Source organism: Streptomyces sp. WZ.A104 (assembly GCF_002382885.1).
Lineage (GTDB): Bacteria > Actinomycetota > Actinomycetes > Streptomycetales > Streptomycetaceae > Streptomyces.
Genome location: NZ_NWVL01000004.1, coordinates 76,354 through 101,124, shown reverse-complemented (window position 1 = coordinate 101,124; position 24,771 = coordinate 76,354). Strand labels below are relative to the sequence as shown.

Annotated in this window: 21 protein-coding genes and 1 pseudogene; 14 read left to right on the top strand and 8 right to left on the bottom strand. The window is 72.6% G+C overall.

Features of this window, described 5'->3' with window-relative positions; translation table 11 throughout:
- Positions 1–135 precede the first annotated feature (135 nt).
- Together CIB93_RS03255 and CIB93_RS03250 are read left to right on the top strand one after the other, a co-directional pair.
- Positions 136–591 (top strand): hypothetical protein, encoded by a 456-nt coding sequence (locus tag CIB93_RS03255; RefSeq protein ID WP_096623849.1) that lies wholly within the window; start codon positions 136–138, stop codon positions 589–591.
- Positions 588–2,762, top strand: a complete 2,175-nt coding sequence (locus CIB93_RS03250; RefSeq protein WP_096623847.1) for an NB-ARC domain-containing protein — start codon at positions 588–590, stop codon at positions 2,760–2,762. Before CIB93_RS03255 ends, CIB93_RS03250 begins: the two co-directional genes overlap by 4 nt.
- A 20-nt stretch (positions 2,763–2,782) precedes the next feature.
- On the opposite strand, the gene CIB93_RS03245 is transcribed toward CIB93_RS03250, so the two are convergent.
- Entirely contained in the window at positions 2,783–4,471 is a 1,689-nt protein-coding gene (locus CIB93_RS03245; RefSeq protein WP_179499941.1) for a hypothetical protein, read from the bottom strand.
- A gap of 375 nt (positions 4,472–4,846) precedes the next feature.
- Here CIB93_RS03245 and CIB93_RS03240 point away from each other — a divergent pair, with 375 nt between their 5' ends.
- Both CIB93_RS03240 and pgm read left to right on the top strand, forming a co-directional pair.
- A complete protein-coding gene (locus CIB93_RS03240; RefSeq protein ID WP_096623843.1) occupies positions 4,847–5,896 on the top strand; it encodes a chitinase in 1,050 nt (349 codons plus the stop codon).
- Positions 5,897–6,114: 218 nt separating this feature from the next.
- Positions 6,115–7,758: a phosphoglucomutase (alpha-D-glucose-1,6-bisphosphate-dependent) gene (gene pgm / locus CIB93_RS03235; protein ID WP_096623841.1), complete on the top strand. Its 1,644-nt coding sequence runs from the start codon at positions 6,115–6,117 to the stop codon at positions 7,756–7,758.
- A 230-nt stretch (positions 7,759–7,988) separates the two neighbouring features.
- Here the strand turns inward: pgm and meaB are convergent, their stop codons facing one another.
- The 3 genes from meaB to CIB93_RS03220 are packed head-to-tail and all read right to left on the bottom strand — an operon-like array spanning position 7,989 to position 13,093.
- The gene (gene meaB, locus CIB93_RS03230; RefSeq protein ID WP_096623839.1) at positions 7,989–8,990 is read right to left on the bottom strand and encodes a methylmalonyl Co-A mutase-associated GTPase MeaB; all 1,002 of its coding nucleotides are present in this window, start codon (positions 8,988–8,990) and stop codon (positions 7,989–7,991) included.
- A 12-nt stretch (positions 8,991–9,002) separates the two neighbouring features.
- Complete coding sequence (scpA, locus tag CIB93_RS03225) at positions 9,003–11,231, bottom strand: methylmalonyl-CoA mutase (RefSeq protein ID WP_096623837.1); 2,229 nt, start codon at positions 11,229–11,231, stop codon at positions 9,003–9,005.
- The gene (locus tag CIB93_RS03220) at positions 11,231–13,093 is read right to left on the bottom strand and encodes a methylmalonyl-CoA mutase family protein (RefSeq protein WP_096623835.1); all 1,863 of its coding nucleotides are present in this window, start codon (positions 13,091–13,093) and stop codon (positions 11,231–11,233) included. Before CIB93_RS03220 ends, scpA begins: the two co-directional genes overlap by 1 nt.
- A 269-nt stretch (positions 13,094–13,362) precedes the next feature.
- Here CIB93_RS03220 and CIB93_RS03215 point away from each other — a divergent pair, with 269 nt between their 5' ends.
- From CIB93_RS03215 to CIB93_RS03205, 3 genes are all read left to right on the top strand, one after another.
- A complete protein-coding gene (locus CIB93_RS03215; protein WP_096623833.1) occupies positions 13,363–13,881 on the top strand; it encodes an SHOCT domain-containing protein in 519 nt (172 codons plus the stop codon).
- Positions 13,882–13,977: 96 nt separating this feature from the next.
- Positions 13,978–14,775: a tyrosine-protein phosphatase gene (locus CIB93_RS03210; protein ID WP_096623831.1), complete on the top strand. Its 798-nt coding sequence runs from the start codon at positions 13,978–13,980 to the stop codon at positions 14,773–14,775.
- A gap of 51 nt (positions 14,776–14,826) precedes the next feature.
- Positions 14,827–15,318 (top strand): GNAT family N-acetyltransferase, encoded by a 492-nt coding sequence (locus tag CIB93_RS03205; protein ID WP_096623829.1) that lies wholly within the window; start codon positions 14,827–14,829, stop codon positions 15,316–15,318.
- Between the two features lie 61 nt (positions 15,319–15,379).
- Here CIB93_RS03205 and CIB93_RS03200 read toward each other — a convergent pair whose 3' ends face one another.
- Positions 15,380–15,760 (bottom strand): VOC family protein, encoded by a 381-nt coding sequence (locus tag CIB93_RS03200; protein ID WP_096623827.1) that lies wholly within the window; start codon positions 15,758–15,760, stop codon positions 15,380–15,382.
- Positions 15,761–15,893: 133 nt separating this feature from the next.
- Here CIB93_RS03200 and CIB93_RS03195 point away from each other — a divergent pair, with 133 nt between their 5' ends.
- Positions 15,894–16,400, top strand: coding sequence for a DUF6328 family protein (locus CIB93_RS03195; protein WP_096623825.1), 507 nt, complete (start codon positions 15,894–15,896; stop codon positions 16,398–16,400).
- Here CIB93_RS03195 and CIB93_RS03190 read toward each other — a convergent pair.
- The 3 genes and pseudogenes from CIB93_RS03190 to CIB93_RS03185 form a co-directional block, all read right to left on the bottom strand.
- Positions 16,397–17,224, bottom strand: a complete 828-nt coding sequence (locus CIB93_RS03190) for a VOC family protein (RefSeq protein WP_096623823.1) — start codon at positions 17,222–17,224, stop codon at positions 16,397–16,399. The genes CIB93_RS03195 and CIB93_RS03190 overlap by 4 nt on opposite strands.
- Before the next feature lie 184 nt (positions 17,225–17,408).
- Positions 17,409–17,653 (bottom strand): annotated as a pseudogene (locus CIB93_RS37635) (cation transporter); the annotation flags it as partial.
- Between the two features lie 20 nt (positions 17,654–17,673).
- Positions 17,674–18,006, bottom strand: a complete 333-nt coding sequence (locus CIB93_RS03185; RefSeq protein ID WP_096623821.1) for a DUF6479 family protein — start codon at positions 18,004–18,006, stop codon at positions 17,674–17,676.
- A gap of 181 nt (positions 18,007–18,187) precedes the next feature.
- Here CIB93_RS03185 and CIB93_RS03180 point away from each other — a divergent pair, with 181 nt between their 5' ends.
- From CIB93_RS03180 to CIB93_RS03155, 6 genes are all read left to right on the top strand, one after another.
- Positions 18,188–18,577 (top strand): hypothetical protein, encoded by a 390-nt coding sequence (locus CIB93_RS03180; protein WP_096623819.1) that lies wholly within the window; start codon positions 18,188–18,190, stop codon positions 18,575–18,577.
- 49 nt (positions 18,578–18,626) lie between these two features.
- Positions 18,627–19,190, top strand: coding sequence for a (2Fe-2S)-binding protein (locus CIB93_RS03175; RefSeq protein ID WP_096623817.1), 564 nt, complete (start codon positions 18,627–18,629; stop codon positions 19,188–19,190).
- On the top strand, positions 19,187–20,191 hold the full coding sequence (locus CIB93_RS03170; RefSeq protein WP_096623815.1) for a xanthine dehydrogenase family protein subunit M: 1,005 nt from the start codon (positions 19,187–19,189) through the stop codon (positions 20,189–20,191). The genes CIB93_RS03175 and CIB93_RS03170 overlap by 4 nt, the downstream gene beginning before the upstream one ends.
- A gap of 235 nt (positions 20,192–20,426) precedes the next feature.
- Positions 20,427–22,523: a xanthine dehydrogenase family protein molybdopterin-binding subunit gene (locus CIB93_RS03165; protein WP_096623813.1), complete on the top strand. Its 2,097-nt coding sequence runs from the start codon at positions 20,427–20,429 to the stop codon at positions 22,521–22,523.
- A 181-nt stretch (positions 22,524–22,704) separates the two neighbouring features.
- On the top strand, positions 22,705–23,163 hold the full coding sequence (locus tag CIB93_RS03160) for an ATP-binding protein (protein ID WP_096623811.1): 459 nt from the start codon (positions 22,705–22,707) through the stop codon (positions 23,161–23,163).
- A 168-nt stretch (positions 23,164–23,331) separates the two neighbouring features.
- Complete coding sequence (locus CIB93_RS03155; protein ID WP_096623809.1) at positions 23,332–24,744, top strand: NADP-dependent succinic semialdehyde dehydrogenase; 1,413 nt, start codon at positions 23,332–23,334, stop codon at positions 24,742–24,744.
- The last annotated feature ends 27 nt before the right edge of the window (positions 24,745–24,771 follow it).

Sequence of the window (24,771 nt, the reverse complement as noted above, 5' to 3'; positions counted from 1 at the left end):
ACGGGCGACATGGCCGGAACTGCACCGCGCCGCGCCCTCGATTCCGCTTCCGCGGGGACTGTTCGCTCTCTACGGTTGCTACCAGTGACGGGCCACCCGCCCGTACGGTGTGAGGAGCGAGGCAGAGGGGGTTCGGTGGAAGCCGAGTTGATGACACTGGCGGCATCGGGTGCGACGACCGTCGTGGGGCTGATGGCGACGGAGGCCTGGACGCAGGTACGCGGGCGGCTGGCCCGGTTCCTGTCCCGAGGCGAGGGCACCGACGCGGTCGACGCCGAGCTGGAGGAGTCCCGCGCCGAGCTGACGGCGGCCCGGGCCGACGCGGACGAGGCGACGGCGGCCGACATCGAGGCGGAGTGGCGGACCAGGCTCCGCCGGGCCCTGCGCGCCAACCCGGAGGCCGCCGAGGAGCTGCGGACCCTGCTCGACGAACTGGCGCCCCTCCAGCCGTCGGCCCCCACGGTGTCGGTCTCCAACTCCGTCAGCGGAGGCACCCAGTACGCCCCGGTGGTCCAGGGGCAGAACATCTCCCACTTCACGCTGAACGGCTCCGGTGTGACGGCCCCGGAGCAGCGGCCGGGCGCGGAGTGACGGCGGGGCGGACGGGCGGGTCCGAGCCGGTCTCCTCGCGCAACGACCTGTCCGGCACCACCTACGGGCCGACCGTCCAGGCCGGGGCGATCCACGGCGGCATCACGTTCAACGTCCAGGAGACGCCGCCGTCCGGAACGTATGTTCCACCCGATGAGATCCCGCCACTGGCCGTACGGTTCGTCAACCGGGCCAAGGGCCTGGCCGCGCTCGACACCTGGCTGGCCCGGAACGGAGCCGACGGTGGGGCGAGCGTCGGCTTCGCCGCGTTGTACGGTCTGCCCGGCGTCGGCAAGACCGCCCTCGCGACCCACTGGGCGGAGCGCGAACGGGAACGGTTCCCCGACGGGCAGATCTACGTGGACTACGCCTCCCTGCGCACGGAGTCGAAGGCCCCCGACATCTCCGAGGCCGTACGGCGCTGTCTGAAGTCCCTGGGGGTCGACGACCCCTACATCCCGGCGACGCTGGAGGACCGGACCCGGCTGCTGCGGACCCGGTCGGCGGGCCGACGGCTGCTGATCTTCCTGGACAACGTCTCGGGCCCCGCCCAGGCAGCCGCCCTCATGCCGAAGGGAAAGGGCAGCGCGCTGCTCGTCGCGAGCGGGAGCCTCATCGGGGAACTCGCCCTGGACGGGGCACGGTTGATGCCGGTGGAGCCGCTCGACCAGGACAGTGGCCTGAAGGTGCTCGCCGACCGGTGCGGAACCGGCACGGTCGAGGCCGACCCCGCCTCGGCGGAACGCCTCGTGGAGCTGTGCGGCGGGCTGCCGGTGGCGCTGCACGTGGTCGCCGCCCGGCTGGCGGCCGACACCCGGCTGACCCTGGCGGGGCTCGTGGCGGAGCTGGCCACGGAATCGCGCCGACTGGCAGGAATGTCCCTGGGAGAGGAACGGTCCGTGTCCGCCGCCTTCGACCTCGCCTATCGTGAACTCGCTCCGGAAGCCGCCCGGCTCTACCGTCTGCTGGGCTGGCACCCGGGCGCCTCCTTCGACGCCGGGGTCGCCGCGGTGGCGGCGGACCTGGCCCCGGGCCCGGCCGCGGACGCGCTGGAATCCCTCCACCGGGCAGGCCTCCTCGACCGGACGGCGGACGGACGCCTCCGCTTCCACGACCTCGTACGCCTGCACGCCCGGGAACGTGCGACGGAGGAGGAGCGCCCCGGCGAACGGCTGGCGCTGGTACGGCGGGTGACCCTGCACTATCTGGCCCTGACCGCGCTGGCCGACCGGGCCGTGCGGGAGGACCGGCTCCGCATCGCCGACCACACGCGGTTGCTCGCCGGCGTTCCCGACCCCTTCGCCGCCGAGGGCGCACCGCAGCCCGTGGACTGGCTGGAGGCCGAACACCGCAACATCCTCGGCGTACTGCGGGCCGCCGCGCGCGAGGAGACGCTGCAGACCGAGGTGTGGCAGCTCGCCGAGGCGCTGACCGTACTGTTCCTCCACCACCGGCATCTCGGTGACTGGCAGGAGTCGCTCGAACTGGGTGCGGCGGCGGCCGCCGAGTCCGTGGTGCCCGCGGCGGAGGCGAGGCTCCGCAGTCTCCTCTCCCGCCCCCTGATGGATCTCGGGGAGTACGCGGCCGCACGGAGCCAGCTGGAGCGGGCCCAGGCCTGCGCCGAGGTCTCGGGAGACCTGGTCGTCCGCGCCTCCGTACAGGAATTCTCCGGCCGGTACTGGGACCAGCGCGACCCGGTCCGGGCCATGGAGGCCTACCGCGGCGCCCTCGAACTCAACACGGCCGCGAACGAGGGGCGCGGAGCCGCCATAGCGTCCTACTTCCTGGGTTGTGCCCAGGACGCCGCCGGGAACCCCGCCGAGGCGCTGGAGACCTTGCGCGGCGCGCACGAACAGCTCATCGCCCGCGAGGACCTGAGAATGGCGGCCCGGGTCCGCATGGCCATCGGCCTCGTACACAACCGCCTGGACGAGACGGAGGAAGCGGTCCGGTCCCTGAGCGAAGCCGCCGAGGTCCTCCGCGCGCAGGAGGCGACCCACTACGAGGCCCAGGCGCTCGTCGCGCTGGCCGACATCGAACAGCGCATCCAGGGCGACCCCCGCCGGGTGCGCGGCCATCTGGAACGGGCGCTCGCGATCTTCGAGGCCGGGGGAAGCCCCCGGGCGCAGGAACTCCGCGAGCGGCTGGAGGAAGGACCGGCGGACGACTGACCCGCCCAACAGCTATGTGCTCAGGCCGAGATGCCGCCCGCCGGCGGTGTACGCAGCCTGAGTACCACGTCCTCGTCGCGCGCTCCGAAGCGGACGGTCAGCTGGGCGTCCGCCAGCGGAGCGGCGGCCCGCAGCAGGGCGTGGACGGCTGCTGCGGGCAGGCCCGGACCGGTCGCCGGTCCGGTCATCGCCGCCTCCACGATCCGCCCGTCCCGCAGTCCCACCAGATGCCCGCCTCCGCGCACGGAGGCCGCTGCGAGACGACACCCCGGGAAGCGGCTCAGTGTGTCCCCGATCCACTGGAGCGCCGCCGTCGCGGCAGGGGCGGGAGCGCCTCGGAGCAGCGCCGAGGCGTTCTCCTTCGTGTTCCGGTCCGCCTCCCGCTCGTCGCAGGCGAGATGGACGAAGCGCCCGGCCGTCTCGTCCTCGCCCGGAGACACCGCCGCGGGCCGCCTGCGTACGGTGACGGTGTCCGCCGAGACGGTGGTGGTGACCCGCCAGGAGGTGACCGCCGCTCCCGTCTCCTCGGGCTCGCCCAGGTAACGGTCGGGCGGGGGCGTGTGCGTCGGTTCCGGGAGGTCCAGCAGGTGGTAGAGGGCGGTACGCAGCCGGGCCAGGGCCCGTCCCGGCTGGTCGAACGCCCCCTCCGCGACCGCGGTGAACCGGTCCCGGCCGGCCAGCGCGGACGTGATCTGTTCGTATAGGTCCCCCGGACCGTGGAGGCGGGGCGCGGCCCGCCCGAGCGCGGCCACGGCGGTGCCGTCGACCGCCTCGCTGCCGAAGGCCCCGAGCAGGACGGGTTTGCCGAGCGCCGCCCCGTACAAGGTCACCGAACCGTGATCGCCGACCACGACATCCGCCGCGACCAGGGCCGACCGCCAGGCATGCACATGCGGGACCAGCATCAGACCGGCTTCCAGAGCCGGGGCGAGAAGGGTGCGTACCTGCCAGGAACCGTGCCCCGCCCAGACGTTGGGGTGAATGATCGCCGCCACCCGGAACTCGTCGTAGGGCAGTGCCGCCAGCACCCGGGCCGCCAGCCCCGGGTCCCGGCCGATCAGCGAACTGCCGCCCCAGGTGGAACTGAGCACCACCAGCCGGTGCCCGGCCGGAACCCCGAGCGCGCGCCGGTACGCCCCCGCCCGCCCGGCGCTGACGAGCAGCTCGTCGTAGCACGGGTCGCCCACGAGCAGGGTGCGCCCGGCCGCCTTGGGGTGCGAGGAGAGCAACTGCTCCTCCTGGCTCGGATGCGAGATCGCCAGCCATGCGCGCCCGGACTCCAGGAGGCTGTCCGGTACGACCCCGGACAGCCGGTCGCGTGGCCCCCGGGAGTCCGGTACCTGCTTCTGGAAGCCGATGCCGTGCGGCAGCACGAGGACCGGGCAATGCCCCTCGGGAACCTCGATGTTCTCGCTGGCGGTGAGGATCAGGTCGGGCTCGGCGTGACCTACCTGTTCCCAGGGGATGACCCGGCAGCCCGCGTCGTGCAGCAGCTCCAGCACTCCGTCGTTGAACGCGGAGGTGGGGTCGTGGGCGAAGACGACCGTCACCCGGGCGTCCCCGCGCAGCAGGGCGGGGAGGCATTCGAGGACCCGTACGGTCGAGGTGACCGTACGGGCCGCTACGACCAGGGTCTTCTCACCCCGAAAGGTGTTCCACCGTTCGGCGTCGGTCCCGACGGGGACGCGGAGGGGCTGGCTAGCGTGCATGGCCACCCCGAAAGGCTACGGGCACACCGCTCGATCGCGGCTCGCGGCTCGCGGCTCGCGGCTCGCGGCTCGCGGCTCGCGGCTCGCGGCTCGCGGCTCGCGGCTCGCGGCTCGCGGCTATGGTAGGCCTATCGCATGTCAAGTGGTACTGCAACCCTTTCGGGTATCGAACTGAGGTCCCTGGCAGTCGTATTGTACGGGCATCATCCCTGGTCGGGCCGCTCGTCCGCCCCCCGCCAGGTCCGCTTCGACTTGGTCCAGACCTCTTGACCGTAGGTCTGGACCATTCTACGGTTTGTCAGGGGCACGACATGGGGTGGGCGGTGCGAACCCTTCGCACCGGCGCGGCAGACCCGGGCAGGAAGGACACGCGTCATGGGCAGGACATCACGGCTGCTGGGCACCGCACTGGCCGCGGCACTCGTCGTACCGACGCTGGTCGGGGCCGCACCCCCGAAGGCCGCCGACGAGACCTGTGCGGTCAAGTCGAAGCCCGCCGGCAAGGTGCTCCAGGGGTACTGGGAGAACTGGGACGGCGCGGCCAACGGAGTGCACCCGCCGCTCGGCTGGATCCCGATCACCGACTCCCGTATCGCCGAACACGGCTACAACGTCATCAACGCGGCCTTCCCCGTCATCCGCTCCGACGGAACCGTGCTGTGGGAGGACGGTATGGACAACACCGTCAAGGTCGCCACCCCCGCCGAGATGTGCGAGGCCAAGGCCTCCGGCAGCACCATCCTCATGTCGATCGGAGGTGCCACGGCGGGGATCGACCTCAGCTCCAGCGCGGTGGCCGACCGGTTCGTCGAGACGATCGTCCCGATCCTGAAGAAGTACAACTTCGACGGCATCGACATCGACATCGAGACCGGCCTCATCAGCACCGGCAACATCAACGAACTCTCCGCCTCCCAGGCCAATCTGATCCGCATCATCGACGGCGTCCTCGCCGCGATGCCCCCTGGCTTCGGACTCACCATGGCCCCCGAGACGGCGTACGTCACCGGCGGCAGCGTCGTCTACGGCTCGATCTGGGGCGCCTACCTCCCGATCATCAAGAAGTACGCCGACAACGGCCGGCTGTGGTGGCTGAACATGCAGTACTACAACGGCAGCATGTACGGCTGTTCCGGCGACGCCTACTCCGCCGGTACGGTCGAGGGCTTCGTCGCCCAGACCGACTGCCTCGACGCCGGGCTCGTCATCCAGGGCACCACTGTCAAGGTGCCCTACGACAAGCAGGTGCCGGGCCTGCCCGCCCAGGTCGGAGCGGGCGGCGGCCACATGTCCACCGGCCTCGTCGCCCAGGCGTGGAACCACTACGACGGCGCGCTCAAGGGGCTGATGACCTGGTCCCTGAACTGGGACGGCTCCAAGGGCTGGACCTTCGGCGACAATGTGAAGGCCCTGCAGGGCCGTTGAGCACGCGTGCCTGCGCTCTCCCCGCCCCCGGCCCCCCGCGGACCGGGGGCGCGGTGCCGACCCGGCCGGGGAGCGACGCGAGGAAGGCGTGAACCGGTCGCGCACCGGGGCGGCCGAGGCGACAGAATCGGGTACGGACCGGGGGTGATCCTTATCCCCGGTGCGCCGGCCCGTCTCCCCGCGGCCCGGCCGACGACGAAGACGTACGAGGAGACCCGATGGCGCACGAACGGGCCGGGCAGCCGGCGCAGTCCGCGGACCTGGTCGACGTGGCACGACTGGTGACGGCCTACTACGCCCTGCACCCCGATCCGGCCGACCCCGCCCAGCGGGTGGCCTTCGGCACCTCGGGCCACCGCGGGTCCTCGCTCGCCGCCGCGTTCAACGACGACCACATCGCCGCCACCACCCAGGCGATCTGTGACTACCGCACCCGCCGGGGCACCGACGGGCCGCTGTACCTCGGGGCCGACACCCACGCCCTGTCCGAACCGGCCCGGGGCACCGCCCTGGAGGTGCTCGCCGCCAACGGGGTCACCGCCCTCATCGACAGCGCCGACGGCTACACCCCGACTCCCGCCGTCTCGCACGCCATCCTCACGTACAACCGGGGGCGCGCCGAGCACCTGGCCGACGGCATCGTCGTCACCCCGTCGCACAACCCGCCGGCCGACGGCGGCTTCAAGTACAACCCGCCCAACGGCGGCCCGGCCGCATCGGACGCCACCTCCTGGATCCAGGACCGGGCGAACGCCCTGATCGAGGCCGGACTCGGAGAGGTCCGCCGCATTCCGTACGCCCGTGCCCTGGCCGCCGACACCACGCACCGGCACGACTTCCTGAGCACGTACGTCGACGACCTGCCCGCCGTCCTGGACCTGGACGCTGTACGGGAGGCGGGCATCCGGATCGGCGCGGACCCGCTCGGCGGCGCCTCCGTCGCGTACTGGGGGCGCATCGCGGAACGCCACCGGATCGACCTCACCGTGGTCAACCCGCTCGCCGACCCCACCTGGCGGTTCATGACGCTGGACTGGGACGGCAAGATCCGCATGGACTGCTCGTCCCCGCACGCCATGGCCTCGCTGATCGAGCAGCGCGACGCGTACACCATCGCCACTGGGAACGACGCGGACGCCGACCGGCACGGCATCGTCACCCCCGACGGCGGCCTGATGAACCCCAACCACTACCTGGCCGTAGCCATCGACTACCTCTACACCCACCGCGACGCCTGGCCCGCCCGAACAGGTATCGGCAAGACCCTGGTCTCCTCCTCGATGATCGACCGGGTCGCCCACGACCTCGGCCGCAGCCTGGTGGAGGTCCCGGTCGGCTTCAAGTGGTTCGTCGACAGCCTCTACGACGGCAGCCTCGGCTTCGGCGGCGAGGAGTCCGCCGGGGCCTCGTTCCTGCGCCGCGACGGCCGCGTCTGGACGACGGACAAGGACGGCATCCTGCTCGCCCTCCTCGCCTCCGAGATCACCGCCGTCACCGGCTCCACCCCCTCCCAGCACTACGCGCAGCTCACCGCCCGGTTCGGCAGCCCGGCGTACGCGCGCATCGACGCGCCCGCCACCCGCGAGGAGAAGGCGGTCCTGGCGAAGCTCTCCCCGCAGCAGGTCAAGGCCGACACCCTGGCCGGGGAACCCGTCACCGCCGTCCTCACCGAGGCACCCGGCAACGGGGCGCCGATCGGTGGCCTCAAGGTCTGCACCGACAGCGCCTGGTTCGCCGCCCGCCCCTCGGGCACCGAGGACGTCTACAAGGTGTACGCGGAGAGCTTCCAGGGACCCGAACACCTCGCCCAGGTCCAGGAAGAGGCGCGCGCCCTGGTCTCGGAGGCGCTCGGCAGCGCCTGAACCGGCAGTGCGTACGCCGCCGGGGGCCGGGACGGACCGTGTCCCGGCCCCGGACGGTTCAGGCCCCCGTCGTCCTGCTCGACGAGCCCGCCACCGCCCTCGGCCATGCGGTCGAGGTCCTGGACCCCGTGCGTGAAGTCGCAGCCGAGGACCGGACCATCGTCCGGGTCGTCCACGACCTCGCCGCCGCCCGTGAGCCGACACCTTGGCCGCCCCGCGCGCGGGACGGTTCAGCCGGACGTCCCCGCGTCCCCCCGGAACACCCGAAGGATCTCCTCGGCGGCCAGCGTCGCCGTCAACGTGCCCTCCCTGACCCGCTGTTCCAGCTCCGGCGTGAGCTTCCGCACCGCCGGATGGGACCGCAGGCTGTCCAGCAGCTCGTCCCGGACCATCGACCAGGTCCAGTCGACCTGCTGGTCCCGGCGCTTGGCCGCCAGCCGCCCGGTCGACTCCAGGACCCTACGGTGCTGCTCCAGGCGGTCCCAGAGCGTGTCGAGCCCCGTCGACTCGCGTGCGCTGCACGTCAGTACCGGGGGAGTCCAGGCCGCGTCCGCCGGGTGCATCAGCCGCAGTGCGCCCGCCAGTTCGCGTGCCGCCGAGCGGGCGTCGCGCTCGTGCGGACCGTCGGCCTTGTTCACGGCGATGGCGTCGGCCAGCTCCAGGACACCCTTCTTGATGCCCTGCAACTGGTCGCCGGTCCGGGCCAGGGTCAGCAGCAGGAACGTGTCGACCATGTTGGCCACCGCAGTCTCCGACTGCCCGACCCCCACCGTCTCCACGAGCACCACGTCATACCCCGCCGCCTCCATCACCACGATGGACTCCCGGGTCGCCTTCGCCACCCCGCCCAGCGTGCCCGCCGTGGGGGAGGGGCGGACGAAGGCCGCAGGGTCCACCGCGAGGCGTTCCATCCGGGTCTTGTCGCCCAGGATGGAACCGCCCGTACGGCTGGAGGACGGGTCCACGGCCAGCACCGCCACCCGGTGCCCGAGCCCCGTGAGCATCGTGCCGAGCGCATCGATGAACGTGGACTTGCCCACGCCCGGCACCCCGCTGATCCCGATCCGCCGCGCCGCTCCCGCGTGCGGCAGCAGGCGGCTCAGCAACTCCTGCGCCAGCACCCGGTGTTCGGCCCGCGTCGACTCGACGAGCGTGATCGCACGAGCCACGAAGGCCCGCTTGCCGTCGAGCACTCCCTGCACATAACCGTCGATGTCGATCTTCACAGCCATCCGGTCAGCGGCTCACAGCTCGTGGCCGAGCGCGGCGCCGAGCCGCGTCACCAGATCGTGGGCCGCGTCCGGGATCACCGTGCCCGGCGGGAAGACCGAGGCCGCTCCCGCCGCGTGCAGGGCCTCGATGTCCTGCGGCGGAATCACCCCGCCCACCACGATCATGATGTCCTCCCGGCCCTCGGCGGCCAGCTCCTCGCGCAGCGCGGGCACCAGGGTCAGGTGCCCGGCCGCCAGCGAGGAGACGCCCACGATGTGCACGTCCGCCTCGACGGCCTGCCGCGCCACCTCGCCCGGCGTCTGGAACAGCGGGCCGACATCCACGTCGAAGCCCAGGTCGGCGAAGGCCGTGGCGATCACCTTCTGGCCCCGGTCGTGGCCGTCCTGGCCCATCTTGGCGACGAGGATGCGCGGACGGCGCCCTTCCGCCTCCTCGAAAGCGTCGACCAGCTTGCGTGTGCGGTCCACCGAAGGGGATTCCCCTGCCTCTTTGCGGTACACACCGGAGATCGTACGGATCTGCCCGGCGTGCCGCCCGTACACCTTCTCCAGGGCGTCCGAGATCTCCCCGACCGTGGCCATCGCGCGGGCCGCGTCGACCGCCAGCGCCAGCAGATTGCCCTCCAGGCCCGGCCCCGGGTCCCGCTCGGCGGCGGCCGTCAGCGCCCGCAGCGCCTCCTGGCACACCACCTCGTCGCGCTCCTCGCGCAGCCGCCGCAGCTTCTCGATCTGCTGGGTGCGCACCGAGGAGTTGTCGACCTTGAGCACATCGATCTGCTCGTCGGTCTCCACCCGGTACTTGTTCACCCCGATCACCGGCTGCCGCCCGGAGTCGATCCGCGCCTGCGTACGGGCGGCGGCCTCCTCCACCCGGAGCTTGGGGATGCCCGCGTCGATCGCCTTGGCCATCCCACCGGCCGCCTCCACCTCCTCGATGTGCTGCCAGGCCCTCTCCGCCAGGTCGCGCGTCAGCTTCTCCACGTACGCGCTGCCGCCCCACGGGTCGATGACCCGGCAGGTACCCGACTCCTGCTGGAGCAGGAGCTGGGTGTTGCGGGCGATCCGCGCCGAGAAGTCGGTGGGCAGCGCCAGTGCCTCGTCCAGTGCGTTGGTGTGCAGCGACTGGGTGTGCCCCTGGGTCGCGGCCATCGCCTCCACGCACGTACGCGTCACATTGTTGAACACGTCCTGCGCGGTCAGCGACCACCCCGAGGTCTGCGAATGGGTACGCAGGGAAAGCGACTTGGCGTTCTTCGGGTCGAACTGCTTGACCAGGCGCGCCCACAGCAGCCGGGCCGCCCGCAACTTGGCGACCTCCATGAAGAAGTTCATGCCGATCGCCCAGAAGAACGACAGCCGGGGAGCGAACGCGTCGACGTCCAGGCCTGCTTCCTGCCCGGCGCGCAGATACTCCACCCCGTCGGCAAGCGTGTACGCCAGCTCCAGATCGGCCGTCGCCCCGGCCTCCTGGATGTGGTAGCCGGAGATCGAGATGGAGTTGTAGCGCGGCATCTTCTGCGAGGTGAACGCGAAGATGTCGGAGATGATCCGCATCGAGGGCGTCGGCGGATAGATGTAGGTGTTGCGGACCATGAACTCCTTGAGAATGTCGTTCTGAATGGTCCCGGCCAGCTTCTCGGGCGGTACGCCCTGCTCCTCGGCGGCCACGATGTACAGGGCCAGCACGGGGAGCACCGCGCCGTTCATCGTCATCGACACCGACATCCGGTCCAGCGGAATGCCGTCGAACAGCTGGCGCATGTCGTAGATCGAATCGATCGCCACCCCGGCCATGCCGACATCGCCGGTCACCCGGGGGTGGTCGCTGTCGTAGCCCCGGTGGGTCGGCAGGTCGAAGGCGACCGAGAGGCCCTTCTGCCCGGCCGCGAGGTTGCGGCGGTAGAAGGCGTTGGACTCCTCGGCCGTGGAGAACCCGGCGTACTGACGGATCGTCCAGGGCTGGTTGACGTACATCGTCGGGTACGGCCCGCGCAGATACGGGGCGATGCCCGGGTACGAGTGCAGCGCGTCCAGGCCTTCGAGGTCGTCGCCGGTGTAGAGGGGCTTGACCGTGATGCCCTCGGGCGTCTCCCACAGCGGGGCGGCCTCGGAGCCGTCCGCCGCCTTCGCCACGGCCGCCTGCCACTCCTCGGCGGAGCCGGCGGGCGCTGCGGCGGAAGTGAGCGGCACGTCGGAGAAGTCGGGAACGGAGGACTTCCGGTCCGTGGGCGGTGTCGGCATCACGCCACTCCCATGCGGTCGAGTACGGAGGTGAGAACGGCGACCGTGTCGCAGCCCGCGAAGACGTAGGAGTCGACACCGGCGTACTCGCCGGGGCGTCCGGCGAGGAACACCTGTTCCGCGCCCGCCGACTTCAGCGCCCCGGCCACCTGCTCCGCCTGTTCGGCGTACAGCGCGTCCGACGAGCACAGACACGCGACGCCCGCCCCGGAGGCGGTCAGCGCGCCGGCCGCCGTCTCCGCGTCCACGGACACCGGATCGTGCACCGCCTCGATCCCGCCCGCCCCGAAGAGGTTGACGGCGAAGGAGACCCGCGCGGTGTGCGCGGCGGCCGGTCCCAGTGCGGCGATGAACACCTTCGGGCGGGCGCCCGTCGCGGCGAGGTGCGCGTCGGAGCGGGCCCGCAGTGCCTCGAACGCCTCGTCCCGGCGGACCCGGGGCAGACCGCCCGGAGCCCCGGCGTACGGGTCGGGCGCGGGCTCGCGCTCCACCGGGCGCTCGGAGGGCATCGGGAACTCGCTCACCCCGGTGACCGGCTCCTTGCGGCGGGCCAGCTTCGCACTGCGCGCCGCCCAGGTGGCGGCCAGCCGCTCCGCGACCATTCCGGAGCGCAGGGCCGCGGGCAGCCCGCCCGCCCGCTCGGTCTCCTGGAAGAACGCCCAGGCGGCCGCGGCCAGCTCGTCGGTCAGCCGCTCCACATACCAGGAGCCGCCCGCCGGGTCGATGACCCGGGCCAGATGCGACTCCTCCATCAGGATCGTGGAGGTGTTGCGGGCGATCCTGCGCGCGAACGCGTCGGGGAGACCCAGCGCGTGATCGAACGGCAGGACGGTCACGGAGTCCGCGCCGCCGACACCCGCGCCCAGGGTGGCCAGCGTGGTGCGCAGCATGTTCACCCACGGGTCGCGGCGGGTCATCATCACCGGCGAGGTGACGGCGTGCTGCCGCTGGGCCCCGGCCCCGGGCGCGCCCGAGGCCTCGGCGACCCGCGCCCACAGCCGGCGCGCCGCGCGCAGCTTGGCGATGGTCAGGAACTGGTCGGCGGTGGCCGCGTAGCGGAACTCCAGCTGGCCGCAGGCCGCGTCCACGCTCATCCCGGCCTCGGTCAGGGCCCGCAGATAGGCGACCCCGGTGGCCAGGGAGAGCCCCAGCTCCTCACCGGCCGAACCGCCCGCCTCGTGGTACGGCAGCGCGTCCACGGCGAGCGCCCGCAGGCCCGGGTACTCCGCGCCGCACACCCGCGCCCAGCGCACCGCGGCGGTGAGGTCCCCCTCGACGCCGGTCCGCGCCTCGTGGCCGAGCGGGTCGACGCCCAGCGTGCCGCGTGCCTGGCCCTTCGCGACGCCGCGCTTCTCGTACAGCGCGAGCAGCGCGCCCACCGCGGCATCGGTGTCGTCCGGGGCGTCCAGGGCGATGGGGGCGAGGTCGAGGTAGACCCCGTCCAGCGCGCGGGCCAGCGCGTCGGCGGGGACACCCGCCGGGCCGCCCACGGTGAGCCAGAGCGAGGTGACCCCGTTCTCCAGATCGCCGAGCACCGCCTCGTTCAGCCGGGCGGGGCCGGTGAGGGTGTGGCGTTGGCGCACGTCCCAGCCGCCCGCCGCGTTCCCCTCGGCCCTGCTGCCCCGGGTGAAGGGGGCGAAGCCGGGAAAGCCGGTGTCCGGCGACCTGTCGTGCGCGGTGTAGAGGGGGCGGGTGATGAGCCCGTCCTCCAGTGTGGTGGACAGCGCTTCCTCGGCGGCCGAGCCCGAGACTTCCTTGCCCGACTTGCGCAGTACGCCTTCGACGAGGCGTTGCCACTGGTCATGGGAGGGGTCGGGGAACGCGGCGGCCTGAGAGAGCCCGTCAGCAGGCTGGACCGTCATGCTCAGATGCTAGGCCAGTGCGCGGAATGAGCAGCAGGGGCACGTGCTGTGACCTTGCCCTCTCGGGTATGCACTTGATCCTTTACGTACGGTCGCGTAACCGGCGCGGTGGCCGGGCTTCGGGCAACACGGCGGCCCTCGGTATCGGGATGAAATCGGATGTAGATGCATATTATGTGCGAAGTTTCCCGATTTCTTATTCATTCTCTGGAATGCCCGTATCCACCCCGGCGCGCCCGAGGCCGCCGGGATACGGAGAGGACGCGACCGTGGCCGTCGGACCTGTGGAGTACCTCGTCATCGCCTTCCCCGGCAGCCGCTTCACCGGGGCCGTCGCTCCCGCCCTCGCCGACGCCGTGGCGTCCGGATCCCCGCGCGCCACGGACCTGGCCTTCGTCCGCCGGGCCGAGGACGGCTCACTGGTCCGGGCCGGGCTGCGGGAGCTGGACCCGGAAGGGGTCGTGCCGCTCGACGCGGGGGAGGGCGGGGCGGCGCCGGAGCTGAACCCCGAGGACATCGAGGTGCTCGGCGGCAGCGTGCCCGAGGGCGATTTCGCCGCGCTCGTCGTCCGGGAGGACCTGTGGACCACTCCGGTCGCCCGTGCCGTCCGTGCGGCGGGGGGCGCGTTCGTCGCGCACGAGCGCCTCGGCACGGACGGGACCGACGCGGAGGAGGCCGTTGGCGACGACATCATCGACCGGCTGGAGCGGCTCGCCGACCTGTGGAAGCGGGACGTGCTCAGCGACGAGGAGTTCGTGCAGCAGAAGACGAAGCTCCTGTCGGACTGATGCTCCCGCCGGACCGGGCTCCCGCCGGACTCGGGGTCCGGACGCCGCCTGGTATGTGGAGTTCCTGGAATTCATCGGGGAAAGAGGCAGTTCATCGTGCAGACCGCCCGCACCGTTCCGGCCGCCACCGTTGTCAATCTGCGCGACCTGGGGGGTATCACCCTGGGCCGTGACAGCAGGGTGCGGCAGGGCGTCCTGTTCCGTTCGGGGCAGCTGAGCGAGCTCGACCCGGCCCGCGACCGGGCGGTGGCCGCACTCGGTATCCGTACCGTCGTCGACCTGCGCACCGCCGACGAACGCCAGTGGGCCCCGGACCGGCTCCCGGACCGGGCCAGGCTCTTCGTCGCCGATGTGCTCGGCGACCACCCGGGCGTCGCGCCCGCCAGACTGCGGTCCCTGCTCGCCGACCCGGACGAGGCGGAGCGGACCCTCGGGGGCGGCCGGGCCGAGGAACTCTTCGCCGACACCTACCGCAAGATGGTGCTCTCACTCGGTGCCGCGGCCGCCTACCGGGCCTTCCTGGAGACCGCCGCCGACCCCGGCGCACGTCCGGTGCTCTTCCACTGCACGGCGGGCAAGGACCGCACCGGCTGGGCGGCGGCCGTCCTGCTGATGATCCTCGGGGCGTCCCGCGCGAGCGTGCGGGCGGACTTCCTCGCGGTGAATCCCGCGGCGCGGCGGGCCTTCGCCCCCTACGTCCAGAAGTTCCTCGACGGCGGCGGCGATCCCGCGGTGGCGGCGGCGATCATCGAGGTCCGCCCCCGCTACCTGGAGGCGGCGCTCGACGCCATGGACGAGCGCTGGGGCGGCCTCGACGGCTATGTGCGCAACGGGCTGCGCGTGCCCGAGGGAGCGCTGAGGCGGTTGCGCGAGGGCCTCGTGATCAGTGGCTGAAACAGCGGAGACCGGCCCGAAGCCGCCGCTGTGGTGCGTCATACTCACCGTATGACAGCAGGCATGCCGCGGCCCGGTCGTGCCGCACGATCCACTGATGCGACGATCCGCCGTGCCCTTGCGGGCGACGCCGCACGGCTGACCCGGCTGGTCCGCACCTCCCGCGCCTACGAGGGCCCGTACGCCCCGATGGTCCAGGGCTACCGGATCGGCCCCGACTACATCGAGACGCACCGGGTCTTCGTCGCCGCGGACCTCGGCACGGACCGGGTCCTCGGCTTCTACGCCCTGCTCCTCGACCCGCCCGAGCTGGACCTGATGTTCGTTGCGGACGAGGCCCAGGGGCGCGGGATCGGCCGCCTGCTCATCGGCCATCTGCGCGAGGAGGCCAGGAGCGCCGGCCTGAGCGGCGTCCGGATCGTGTCCCACCCGCCCGCCGAGGGCTTCTACCGCAGTGTGGGCGCCGAGCCCGTCGGTACGGTCCGGGCCAACCCGCCCGCCGTGCTGTGGGACCGCCCCGAGCTCCTGCTCCGCACCGGCTGAGCATCACGGGAAGGGCCCGGCCGCGTGGAGCGGGCCGGGCCCCGAAGGTGTCTGTTGGTGATCAGCCGCCGTACGGGCGGGTGATCAGCTCCAGACCGTGACCGCTCGGATCGGGGAAGTAGACCCCCCGGCCGCCGTCGTTGTGGTTGATCTCGCCGGGGTGCTTTCCGTGCGGATCGGCGAAGTACTCGATGCCCAGCTCCTGGATCCGCGCGAACGCGGTGTCGAACTCCGCCTCCGAGATCAGAAAGGCGTAATGCTGCGGGGTGATCGACTCCGCGGGAACCGTCGCGAAGTCCAGGGTGACGCTGTTCGCGAGAACGACCGGAACGAACGGACCCCACTGTGCTCCGACCGCCAGGCCCAGCAGATCCGCCAGGAACTCGGCGGACTCCCGGTTGTCCCGGCCATGAATGATGGTGTGGTTCAACTCGACTGACACGGTGGAATGCCTCCAACAGGCATCTCACGGGCTACCTCCACGCCTCACCCGGCCGGTGACCGACGCGCGATGCCCTGCGGACGAGCTTAAGCGGACGGCACGCCCCGGTGCACGGAACGGAGAGGGAGGCCGCGTGACATCCAGCAGTGGACGTCAGGAGACCCAGGAGGAGCGGGCGGACCGGCAGTGGTCCGAGCTGCTCCAGGAACTGCGTGTCGCACAGACCGGGGTGCAGATCCTCTTCGGCTTCCTGCTCGCGGTGGTCTTCCAGTCGAGGTTCACGGAACTGGGGGACACCGACCGGACCATCTACGTGGTGACGGTCATGCTGGGGTCAGGGACAGCGGCGACCCTCATCGGCCCCGTCTCGTACCACCGACTGCTCACCGGCCGCCGGATGAAGCCCCAGACAGTCATCTGGGCGTCGCGGCTGACCGTCCTCGGGCTGGTGATGCTGTTCTGCACGATGTGCTCGACGCTCCTGCTGATCCTGCGCCTCTCCGTGGAGAACGCCCTCGCCCTGTGGCTGGTCGGGGCGATGGCCCTCTGGTTCGTGATCTGCTGGTTCGTCCTGCCCGTCTGGGCGCTGGCCCGGGACCGGTCCGGCGCGCGCGACGGGGAACCGCGGCGCGAGCCCTAGACGGTGCCCGAGCCCACCGGTGTACGTACATCGGTCACCGTGAACAGCGCGCCGTCGGGATCCCGCAGCGTGACCTCCGTGCCACCGAGGACCGTACGCTCCTCGACGAGCACGCCACCGAGCCGGCCGGCCGCTGTGACCGTCTCCGCGAGGTCCGCCACCGGGAACTGCACCTGCCAGTGCGGGCGCACCAGGGGATCGACCGCGGACTCCACCGCCCCGGAACTGATCCGGGCCAGCGGCCGCCCCTCGCAGCGCACGATGACCTCCTCGCCCTCGTACGCGACATCGCAGCATCCGGGCCGTCCGCTCGCCCAGTCGAGTACTTCGCCGTAGAAGATCGCCGCGTCGAAGGCGTTGCGGGTCCGCAGCCGCAGCCAGGCGTGCGCGTGGTCGGCCGGGGCCGGCGGCGAGGCGGCGGCCTCGGCGCGCTCCCACAGGCCGAAGGCCGCCCCGTCCCGGTCCGACGCCAGCACCCCGCGCCCCGTGGCGATCGTCAGCGGCCCCACCGCCACCGTCCCGCTGCGTTCACGGACCCGGGCGGCGGCCACGTCCGCGTCGGCCACCGCGAAGTACGGCATCCAGGCCACCGCGACCTGATACGTGGACGAGACGGCGACGACACCGGCGACCGGCACCTCCCCGCGGCGCGCCACGGAGAACTCCGCGCCGAGCCGCCCGGGCCGGAACGACCAGCCCAGTACCTCGGCGTAGAACCGTTGGGCGGCCCCCAGGTCCCGGGTCATCAGGTTGACCCAGCACGGCGCGGCCGGTCCGGTCAGCGGAGCCGCCGACGGGGCCGTACGAGGATCGCTTCCGGTCATGTCCACTGCCTTCTTCGGGCGGCGGCCCCTGTTCCGCCGCCGCGGTCCAGCAACCAGCCTCGGACGGCCCGCCCGGTCCCGCAACGCGGCCGCGCCCTCACAGTCCGGTGCGCGGCGGGGCGTTCGTGATGTCGGGGAAGACGTGGTGGGCCTCGGGCCACCGGTCGGTCATCGCCTCCCTGGTACGCGCATCGGCGCGGCGGCGGCTGCGCCGAAGCGCGGCGAGCAGGAAGACCTCGTTGAGGCTGTCGGCGACCGAGTGGGCGGCCTCCGACAGCAGGCGGCCGATCCGGAGACCGGACCGCCCACGGTCTTGGCGGCGGCGATCACCGGATCGGCCGCCAGCGCTACGAGGACGGTGAAGCGGGTGCGTCGGTCGGCAGCGTGCCGGCCGTCACGACCTCCTGGCCGGAGGGGGCCGACGCACAGCCCCCGCAGGAGGGGGGCGATCAGCTGCGCGGGGGCTCGCTGTCGGGGGGCAGAGGCCCGTTGCCGTGGTCCTTGAGCTCGTACGGAGACAGGGCGTGGCCGTCCTCGGGGAACCGGTCGGAGGAGTGGGTGTCGTGCTGGTCGATGTGGGTGCGGTGGTCCGGCTTCTGCGGCTGCTCATGCGGGTGGGGCGGCGGCGGTTCGGCGTCACGCTTGCGCTTTCCGAGGATGAAGCCGCCGATCAGCATGCCTACGACGGCCAGGGCCGCGACGCCCATGAGGACCCCGAGGGGCCCTGCGCCGTCGGCGAGGGTGGCCGGGGCGGAAAGTTCTACTCCGTTCAGAACGTCCATACAGTCCGCATACCCCGCGGGGCGAGGGTCAGTCCGCTATTCGTAGCAATTCATGTTTTATGGGTATCTCATCGGAAAAGCGTTTCGTGGCGAAGTTGCCCTCCCGTGTCGCCGTCGGACGGATGCGGGGTCAGCCTGGAGTGGGTCCCCGAAGGCCGGCACCCCGGCGAAAGGAACCACGGTGAACAGCACACCCGAGCAGAGCGGCGCGGACCACCCGGCGGGCCGGGAGGTGGTGATCTCGCTCAGCCGGGGCGAAGCCCAGGACGTCCGGACCGTCTTCGACGTCCTTGCCGACGCCTTCGAGTCCGACCGGCGGGCGGGCGAGATCCCCGGACAGACCCTGGGGCACCACCCGACCGCCTGGGTCACCACCGTCGACGTGTCCGAACCCCGGCCCACGACCGCCCCCGTCCGCCTCTCCGCACCGGTCACGGTGGACGCCCAGGGCGGCTACTGGGCGGTCGACCGGCTGCGTGACCACCTCGGCGGCGCCTTCGCCGTGAGCGTCGTCGGCACGGCTGCCGGGGACCAGGAGCTGGAGGTCCGGCTGCGGCTGGAGAGCCGCTGAAGGCCTGAACGGTCCCCCGTGGAGAACAGCAAGCGTGAAAGGCGGGCGCATGGATTCCCTCGCTCTGGGAGCGGACCTCGAACCGGAACCGGTCGTCGACGAACGCTCCACCGTGACTCTGCACGTCAACGGCACCGCGACGACGCTGACGATCGACCACCGCAGCACGGTCCTGGAGACCCTGCGTGACCGACTCGGTCTCACCGGCGCCAAGAAGGGCTGCGACCACGGCCAGTGCGGAGCCTGCACGGTTCTGGTCGACGGGCGGCGGGTCACCAGCTGCCTGCTGCTCGCCGTCACCCAGGACGGCGCCGCGATCACCACCGTGGAAGGGCTCGCCGACGGCGGGACCCTGCACCCCGTGCAGCAGGCGTTCGTCGAACGGGACGCCCTCCAGTGCGGGTTCTGCACCCCCGGCCAGATCTGCTCCGCCGTCGGCATGCTCGGCGAGGCCGCCGACGGCTTCCCCTCCCACGCCACCGAACCGGATGCGCCCTCCGGCGGACGGGCGGACCTCGGCCCCGACGAGATCCGCGAACGCATGAGCGGCAACCTGTGCCGGTGCGGGGCCTACCCCCGGATCGTCGAAGCCATCGAGGACGTGATCCCGTGAGGCCCTTCGGCTATGTACGCCCCGCCTCCACCGCCGAGGCCGTACGTCTCTGCGCGGCCAGGCCCGGAGCCCGCTTCCTGGGCGGCGGCACCAACCTGGTGGACCTGATGAAGCTCGGCGTGGAGGCGCCCCGCGTCCTCATCGACGTCGCGGGGCTTCCCCTGGACCGGGTGACCCGGACGGCGGACGGCGGCCTGGCCATCGGCGCCACCGTCCGCAACAGCGATCTCGCCGCCCACCCCGAGGTACGGGAGCGCTATCCGGCGCTCTCGCAGGCGCTGCTGGCCGGGGCCTCCGGGCAGCTCCGCAACACCGCCACCACCGGCGGCAACCTGCTCCAGCGCACCCGGTGCCGCTACTTCCAGGACGTCTCCAAACCCTGCAACAAACGGCTTCCGGGCTCCGGCTGCCCGGCCCGCGAGGGAACCCACCGCGACCTCGCCGTTCTCGGCCACTCCGAGGAGTGCGTGGCCACCAACCCCTCCGACATGGCCGTGGCCCTCGCGGCGCTCGACGCCACCGTGCTGCTGCTCGGCCCCGAGGGCGAACGCACGGTCCACGCCACCGACTTCCACCGCCTCCCGGGCCGCAATCCGGACCAGGACACCGTCGTCAGACCCGGCGAACTGATCACCGGGGTGATACTGCCGCCTCCGGTGCCGGGCGCCCTCTCCCGCTACCGCAAGGCCCGCGACCGGGCCTCGTACGCCTTCGCCCTGGCCTCCGCCGCCGCGAACGTCCGGGTGGAGGGCGGGTACGTGACGCACGCGGCCCTCGCTTTCGGCGGCCTCGCGCACCGGCCCTGGCGGGCCCGGCGGGCCGAGGCCGAGCTGCGCGGGGCGCCGGCCACCCCGGCCGCCTTCGAACGCGCCGTGGACGCGGAGCTGGCGGGGGCCCGGCCGCTGCGCGACAACGCCTTCAAGGTGGACCTCGCCCGCCGGCTCGCCGTGGACGTGCTCGGCGAACTGACCGGCAGACAGCAGCCGGCCCGGACGGGCTGAACCGACCCGTCGGGCGGCCGCCCGACTCGCCAGGTGGCCGCGCCCGCCCTGCCGGACTGTCCCCGTTGGTCTGTCGGACTGCCGCCCGCCCTGCCGGACTGTCCGCGTCGGCCCGACAAGCTCCGCCCGGACCGGCTGGACCAGCCCCGCGCGCACTGCCTGAGCCGCTCGGCTCCCGCCCCCCGAGGGCCTGCCCCCGAGGCCCCCAAGCCCCCCCGACCCGAGGACCCGCCCCATGACCCACGTCCCGCAGTTCCCCGGTGCGAGCCTCGTCCGCAGAGAGGCCCGGGAGAAGGTCACCGGTACCGCCCGCTACGCGGCCGACGTCGTTCCGCCCGGCTGTCTCTACGCCTGGCCGGTCCCGGCCACCATCGCGGCCGGGCGGGTCGCCGCGGTGCGGGCCGTCGATGCCCTCGCCGTCCCGGGGGTCCACACCGTCCTGACCCACGACAACGCGCCGACGCTCGAAGAGCCCGACGACCCGATCCTCTCGGTGCTTCAGAACGACCGCGTCCCGCACCACGGCTGGCCCATCGCCCTGGTGATCGCCGAAAGCCCCGAGGCGGCCAGGACCGGGGCCGGGGAGCTGCTGGTCGCCTATGAACGCGACCCCCACGACGTGACCCTCTCGGAGGACCATCCCGGCCTGTACACCCCCGAGGAGGCCAACGGTGGTCACCCCGCCGTGCGGGAGCGCGGCGACGTGGACAAGGCCCTGGCCTCGTCCCCCGTACAGATCGACGCGACCTACCGGATGGGCGCGCTGCACAACCACCCGATGGAGCCGCACGCCGCCACGGCCTCGTGGAGCGGCGGACACCTGACCGTCCACGACTCCAGCCAGGGGTCCGCCACCGTGCGCGGCAGCCTCGCGCGGGTCTTCGGCCTCGACCCGGACCGGATCACCGTCGTCTCCGAGCACGTGGGCGGCGGCTTCGGCTCGAAGGGCACCACGCGTCCCCAGGCGGTCCTGGCCGCGATGGCCGCCCGGCACACCGGACGGCCGGTCACGCTGGCCTTCCCCCGCGGCCAGCTGGCGGAGGTCGTCGGCCACCGTGCGCCCACCGTCCAGCGGGTCCGGCTCGGCGCGGACCTCGACGGGACGCTCAGCGCCGTCTGCCACGAGGCCGTCACCCACACCTCCACGGTGAAGGAGTTCGTCGAGCAGGCCGCCGTGCCCGCACGGGTCATGTACGCCTCACCGCACAGCCGCACCGCGCACCGGGTCGCCGTCCTCGACGTGCCCAGCCCCTCCTGGATGCGCGCACCGGGGGAGGCCTCGGGGATGTACGCCCTGGAGTCCGCGATGGACGAACTCGCCTCCGCGCTCGGGCTCGACCCCGTGGAGCTGCGGCTGCGCAACGAGCCGGAGACCGAGCCGGACAGCGGCCGCCCCTTCAGCAGCCACGGCCTGGCCGCCTGCCTGCGCGAGGGCGCGGCGCGGTTCGGCTGGCACGACCGCGACCCCCGCCCCGCCGCCCGCCAGGAGGGCGGCTGGCTCCTCGGTACGGGCGTGGCCTCCGCGACGTACCCGGTGCTCGTCTCCCGCTCCACCGCGAGCGCCCACGCGGCGGAGGACGGCACGTACCGCGTCGAGGTGAACGCCACCGACATCGGCACCGGGGCCCGCACGGTTCTCGCCCGGATCGCCGCCGACGCCCTCGGTACGGACCCGGACGCCGTCGCCGTCGCCATCGGCTCCACCGAGCTGCCCACCGCCCCGCTGGCCGGCGGCTCCTCCGGCACCGCGTCCTGGGGCTGGGCGGTGCACAAGGCCGCCTCGGAGCTGGCCGACCGGCTCGCCGCGCACTCCGGCCCGCTGCCCGCCGAGGGGCTCACCGCGACCGCCGACACCGAACAGGAGACCGCCGCCGAGTCCCCGTACGCGCGGCATGCCTTCGGTGCCCACTTCGCCGAGACGGCCGTCGACGCCGTCACCGGAGAGGTGCGCGTACGCCGTCTGCTGGGCGTGTACGCCGCCGGGCGCATCCTCAACGCGGCCACCGCACGCTCCCAGTTCACCGGTGGCATGGTGATGGGCATCGGCATGGCGCTCACCGAGGGCTCCGGCATCGACCCGGCCTTCGGCGACTTCACCGCCAAGGACCTCGCCTCCTACCACGTGCCCGTCTGCGCCGACACGGCCGACATCCGGGCGCACTGGATCGAGGAGGACGACCGTCATCTGAACCCGATGGGCAGCAAGGGCATCGGCGAGATCGGGATCGTCGGCACCGCCGCCGCCATCGGCAACGCCGTCCGCCACGCCACCGGCGCCCGGCTGCGCGAACTTCCCCTCACCCCGGACCGGTTGCTGCCCTACCTGCTGTGACCGCCCCCCGCCCCCACCGACACGGACGGTCCCCCTGTTGCGCGACCGGCGTCCCCGGCGCACCCTGATGAGTGACCCAGAAGTGATAAGTGCTCACGCTTCGTGTTCGGGGGTCGTTCGTACGACGGGGTGAAGTACGACGGGGTGAAGCACGTGGGCCTCGTGGTGAGGAGCCCCGACGATGACCGTTCCCCTCGACCGGCACTACTCGGTCGAACTGCAGGTGTCGGCAGAGCGCGTTTCCCAGCTGCGGCGGATCGTCGCCGCACACCTTCGTCACTGGAGTCTCGATCTGCACGTCCGGCCCGTGTGCCGGGCCCTGGACGAACTCCTGACCAACGTCCACCGGCACGTCGGCGACGGCAACAGCTGCGTCGTCGAACTCCGCTGGACCGGACGGCACGTCACCGTGTCCGTGGCGGACAACAGCGCCCGGATGCCCCGGCTGCTGCCGGCCGGCGGCGGGCTGAGCCGGGTGATGGCCCTCAGCGACAGCTGGGGCACCTGCCGGACCACGGACGGCAAAGTGGTCTGGTTCACCCGCTACGCCGAGGCTCCGCGCGCCGCGGGACTGGTCCCGCGGGCTCCGCTGACCGGTGTCCGTACCTCCCGCCGCACCCCTCTCGCGGCGCTCGTATAACCCGTCCGGCAAGGACGGCCCGCACCCCGGCCGACGCGGAACGTGCCCTCCGGCACGCATGATCCGCGTCGGCCGGGTACGTGCGGGGCGGGGGAGGGCCGCGTTGCGCGCACCGGTGCGGCGCGGCACGGTCGAAGTACCGAGGCACCACGCAAGGAGGCCACTGTCATGCCCATCGCGACGGTCAACCCCGCGAACGGCGAACTGATCAAGTCCTACGACGCCCTCGGCGAGGAGGAGACCGAACGGCGGATCGCCGCGGCCGCCGACACCTTCCGCCAGTACCGCACCACCCCCTTCGCGCAGCGGGCCGCCTGGCTGAACCGGGCCGCCGACCTGCTCGACGAGGACGGCGACACCATCGCCCGCACCATGACCGTCGAGATGGGCAAGCCGGTCACGGCGGCCCGCGCGGAGGCCGCCAAGTGCGCGAAGGCGATGCGCTGGTACGCCGCCCACGCCGAGGCCCTGCTCGCCGACGAGCACCCCGACCCCGACGACGTACACGACTCCGGTGCCTCCCGGGCGCTGGTCCGCTACCGTCCGCTCGGCGTGGTCCTCGCCGTGATGCCGTGGAACTTCCCGCTGTGGCAGGTGGTGCGGTTCGCCGCCCCCGCACTGATGGCGGGCAACGTCGGCCTCCTCAAGCACGCCTCGAACGTCCCCCAGACCGCCCTGTACCTGGAGGACCTCTTCCACCGGGCCGGATTCCCCGCGGGCTGCTTCCGCACGCTGCTGATCGGCTCGGGCGCCGTCGAGGCCGTGCTGCGCGATCCCCGGGTCGCCGCCGCCACCCTGACCGGCAGCGAACCGGCGGGCCGCTCCGTCGCGGCCGTCGCGGGCGACGAGGTGAAGAAGACCGTGCTGGAGCTGGGTGGCAGCGACCCCTACCTCGTCCTGCCCTCCGCGGACGTGGCGAAGGCCGCCGCCACCGCCGTCACCGCACGCGTCCAGAACAACGGCCAGTCCTGCATCGCCGCCAAGCGGTTCATCGTGCACGCCGACGTCTACGACACCTTCGCCGAGCACTTCACCGCGGGCATGCTCGCCCTGACCGTCGGCGACCCGCTGGAGGAGGCCACCGACATCGGTCCGCTCTCCACCGAACAGGGCCGCACCGACCTGGAGGAACTCGTCGACGACGCCGTCGGACGGGGTGCCGAGGCGCTGTGCGGCGGTCGCCGTCCGGAGAAGCTCGGCGGCGGCCTGGAGAACGGCTGGTTCTACGAGGCCACCGTGCTCGCGGGTATCACCACCGCGATGCGCATCCACCGCGAGGAGACCTTCGGACCGGTCGCCACGCTCTACCGGGTCGCCGACCTCGACGAGGCCGTCCACCTGGCCAACGACACGCCCTTCGGCCTCAGCTCCAACGTCTGGACCCGCGACCCGGCCGAGATCGAGCGCTGCGCCCGCGATCTGGAGGCCGGCGGCGTCTTCTTCAACGGGATGACCGCCTCGCACCCCGCCCTGCCCTTCGGCGGCATCAAGCGCTCCGGTTACGGCCGGGAGCTCGCCGGACACGGCATCCGCGAGTTCTGCAACGCCACCACGCTCTGGTACGGCCCCGAGACGCCCTGACGCGGCACCCGCCCCTGTGCCGTCACC

Bases quoted from the DNA above. Each gene is read 5' to 3' on its own strand.
- CIB93_RS03205 (WP_096623829.1), top strand. From the start codon at position 14,827: ATGACAGCAGGCATGCCGCGGCCCGGTCGTGCCGCACGATCCACTGAT.
- CIB93_RS03245 (WP_179499941.1), bottom strand. From the start codon at position 4,471: ATGCACGCTAGCCAGCCCCTCCGCGTCCCCGTCGGGACCGACGCCGAA.
- pgm (WP_096623841.1), top strand. From the start codon at position 6,115: ATGGCGCACGAACGGGCCGGGCAGCCGGCGCAGTCCGCGGACCTGGTC.
- CIB93_RS03220 (WP_096623835.1), bottom strand. From the start codon at position 13,093: ATGACGGTCCAGCCTGCTGACGGGCTCTCTCAGGCCGCCGCGTTCCCC.
- CIB93_RS03175 (WP_096623817.1), top strand. From the start codon at position 18,627: ATGGATTCCCTCGCTCTGGGAGCGGACCTCGAACCGGAACCGGTCGTC.
- CIB93_RS03190 (WP_096623823.1), bottom strand. From the start codon at position 17,224: ATGACCGGAAGCGATCCTCGTACGGCCCCGTCGGCGGCTCCGCTGACC.
- CIB93_RS03155 (WP_096623809.1), top strand. From the start codon at position 23,332: ATGCCCATCGCGACGGTCAACCCCGCGAACGGCGAACTGATCAAGTCC.
- CIB93_RS03240 (WP_096623843.1), top strand. From the start codon at position 4,847: ATGGGCAGGACATCACGGCTGCTGGGCACCGCACTGGCCGCGGCACTC.
- CIB93_RS03160 (WP_096623811.1), top strand. From the start codon at position 22,705: ATGACCGTTCCCCTCGACCGGCACTACTCGGTCGAACTGCAGGTGTCG.
- CIB93_RS03185 (WP_096623821.1), bottom strand. From the start codon at position 18,006: ATGGACGTTCTGAACGGAGTAGAACTTTCCGCCCCGGCCACCCTCGCC.
- scpA (WP_096623837.1), bottom strand. From the start codon at position 11,231: ATGCCGACACCGCCCACGGACCGGAAGTCCTCCGTTCCCGACTTCTCC.
- meaB (WP_096623839.1), bottom strand. From the start codon at position 8,990: ATGGCTGTGAAGATCGACATCGACGGTTATGTGCAGGGAGTGCTCGAC.
- CIB93_RS03165 (WP_096623813.1), top strand. From the start codon at position 20,427: ATGACCCACGTCCCGCAGTTCCCCGGTGCGAGCCTCGTCCGCAGAGAG.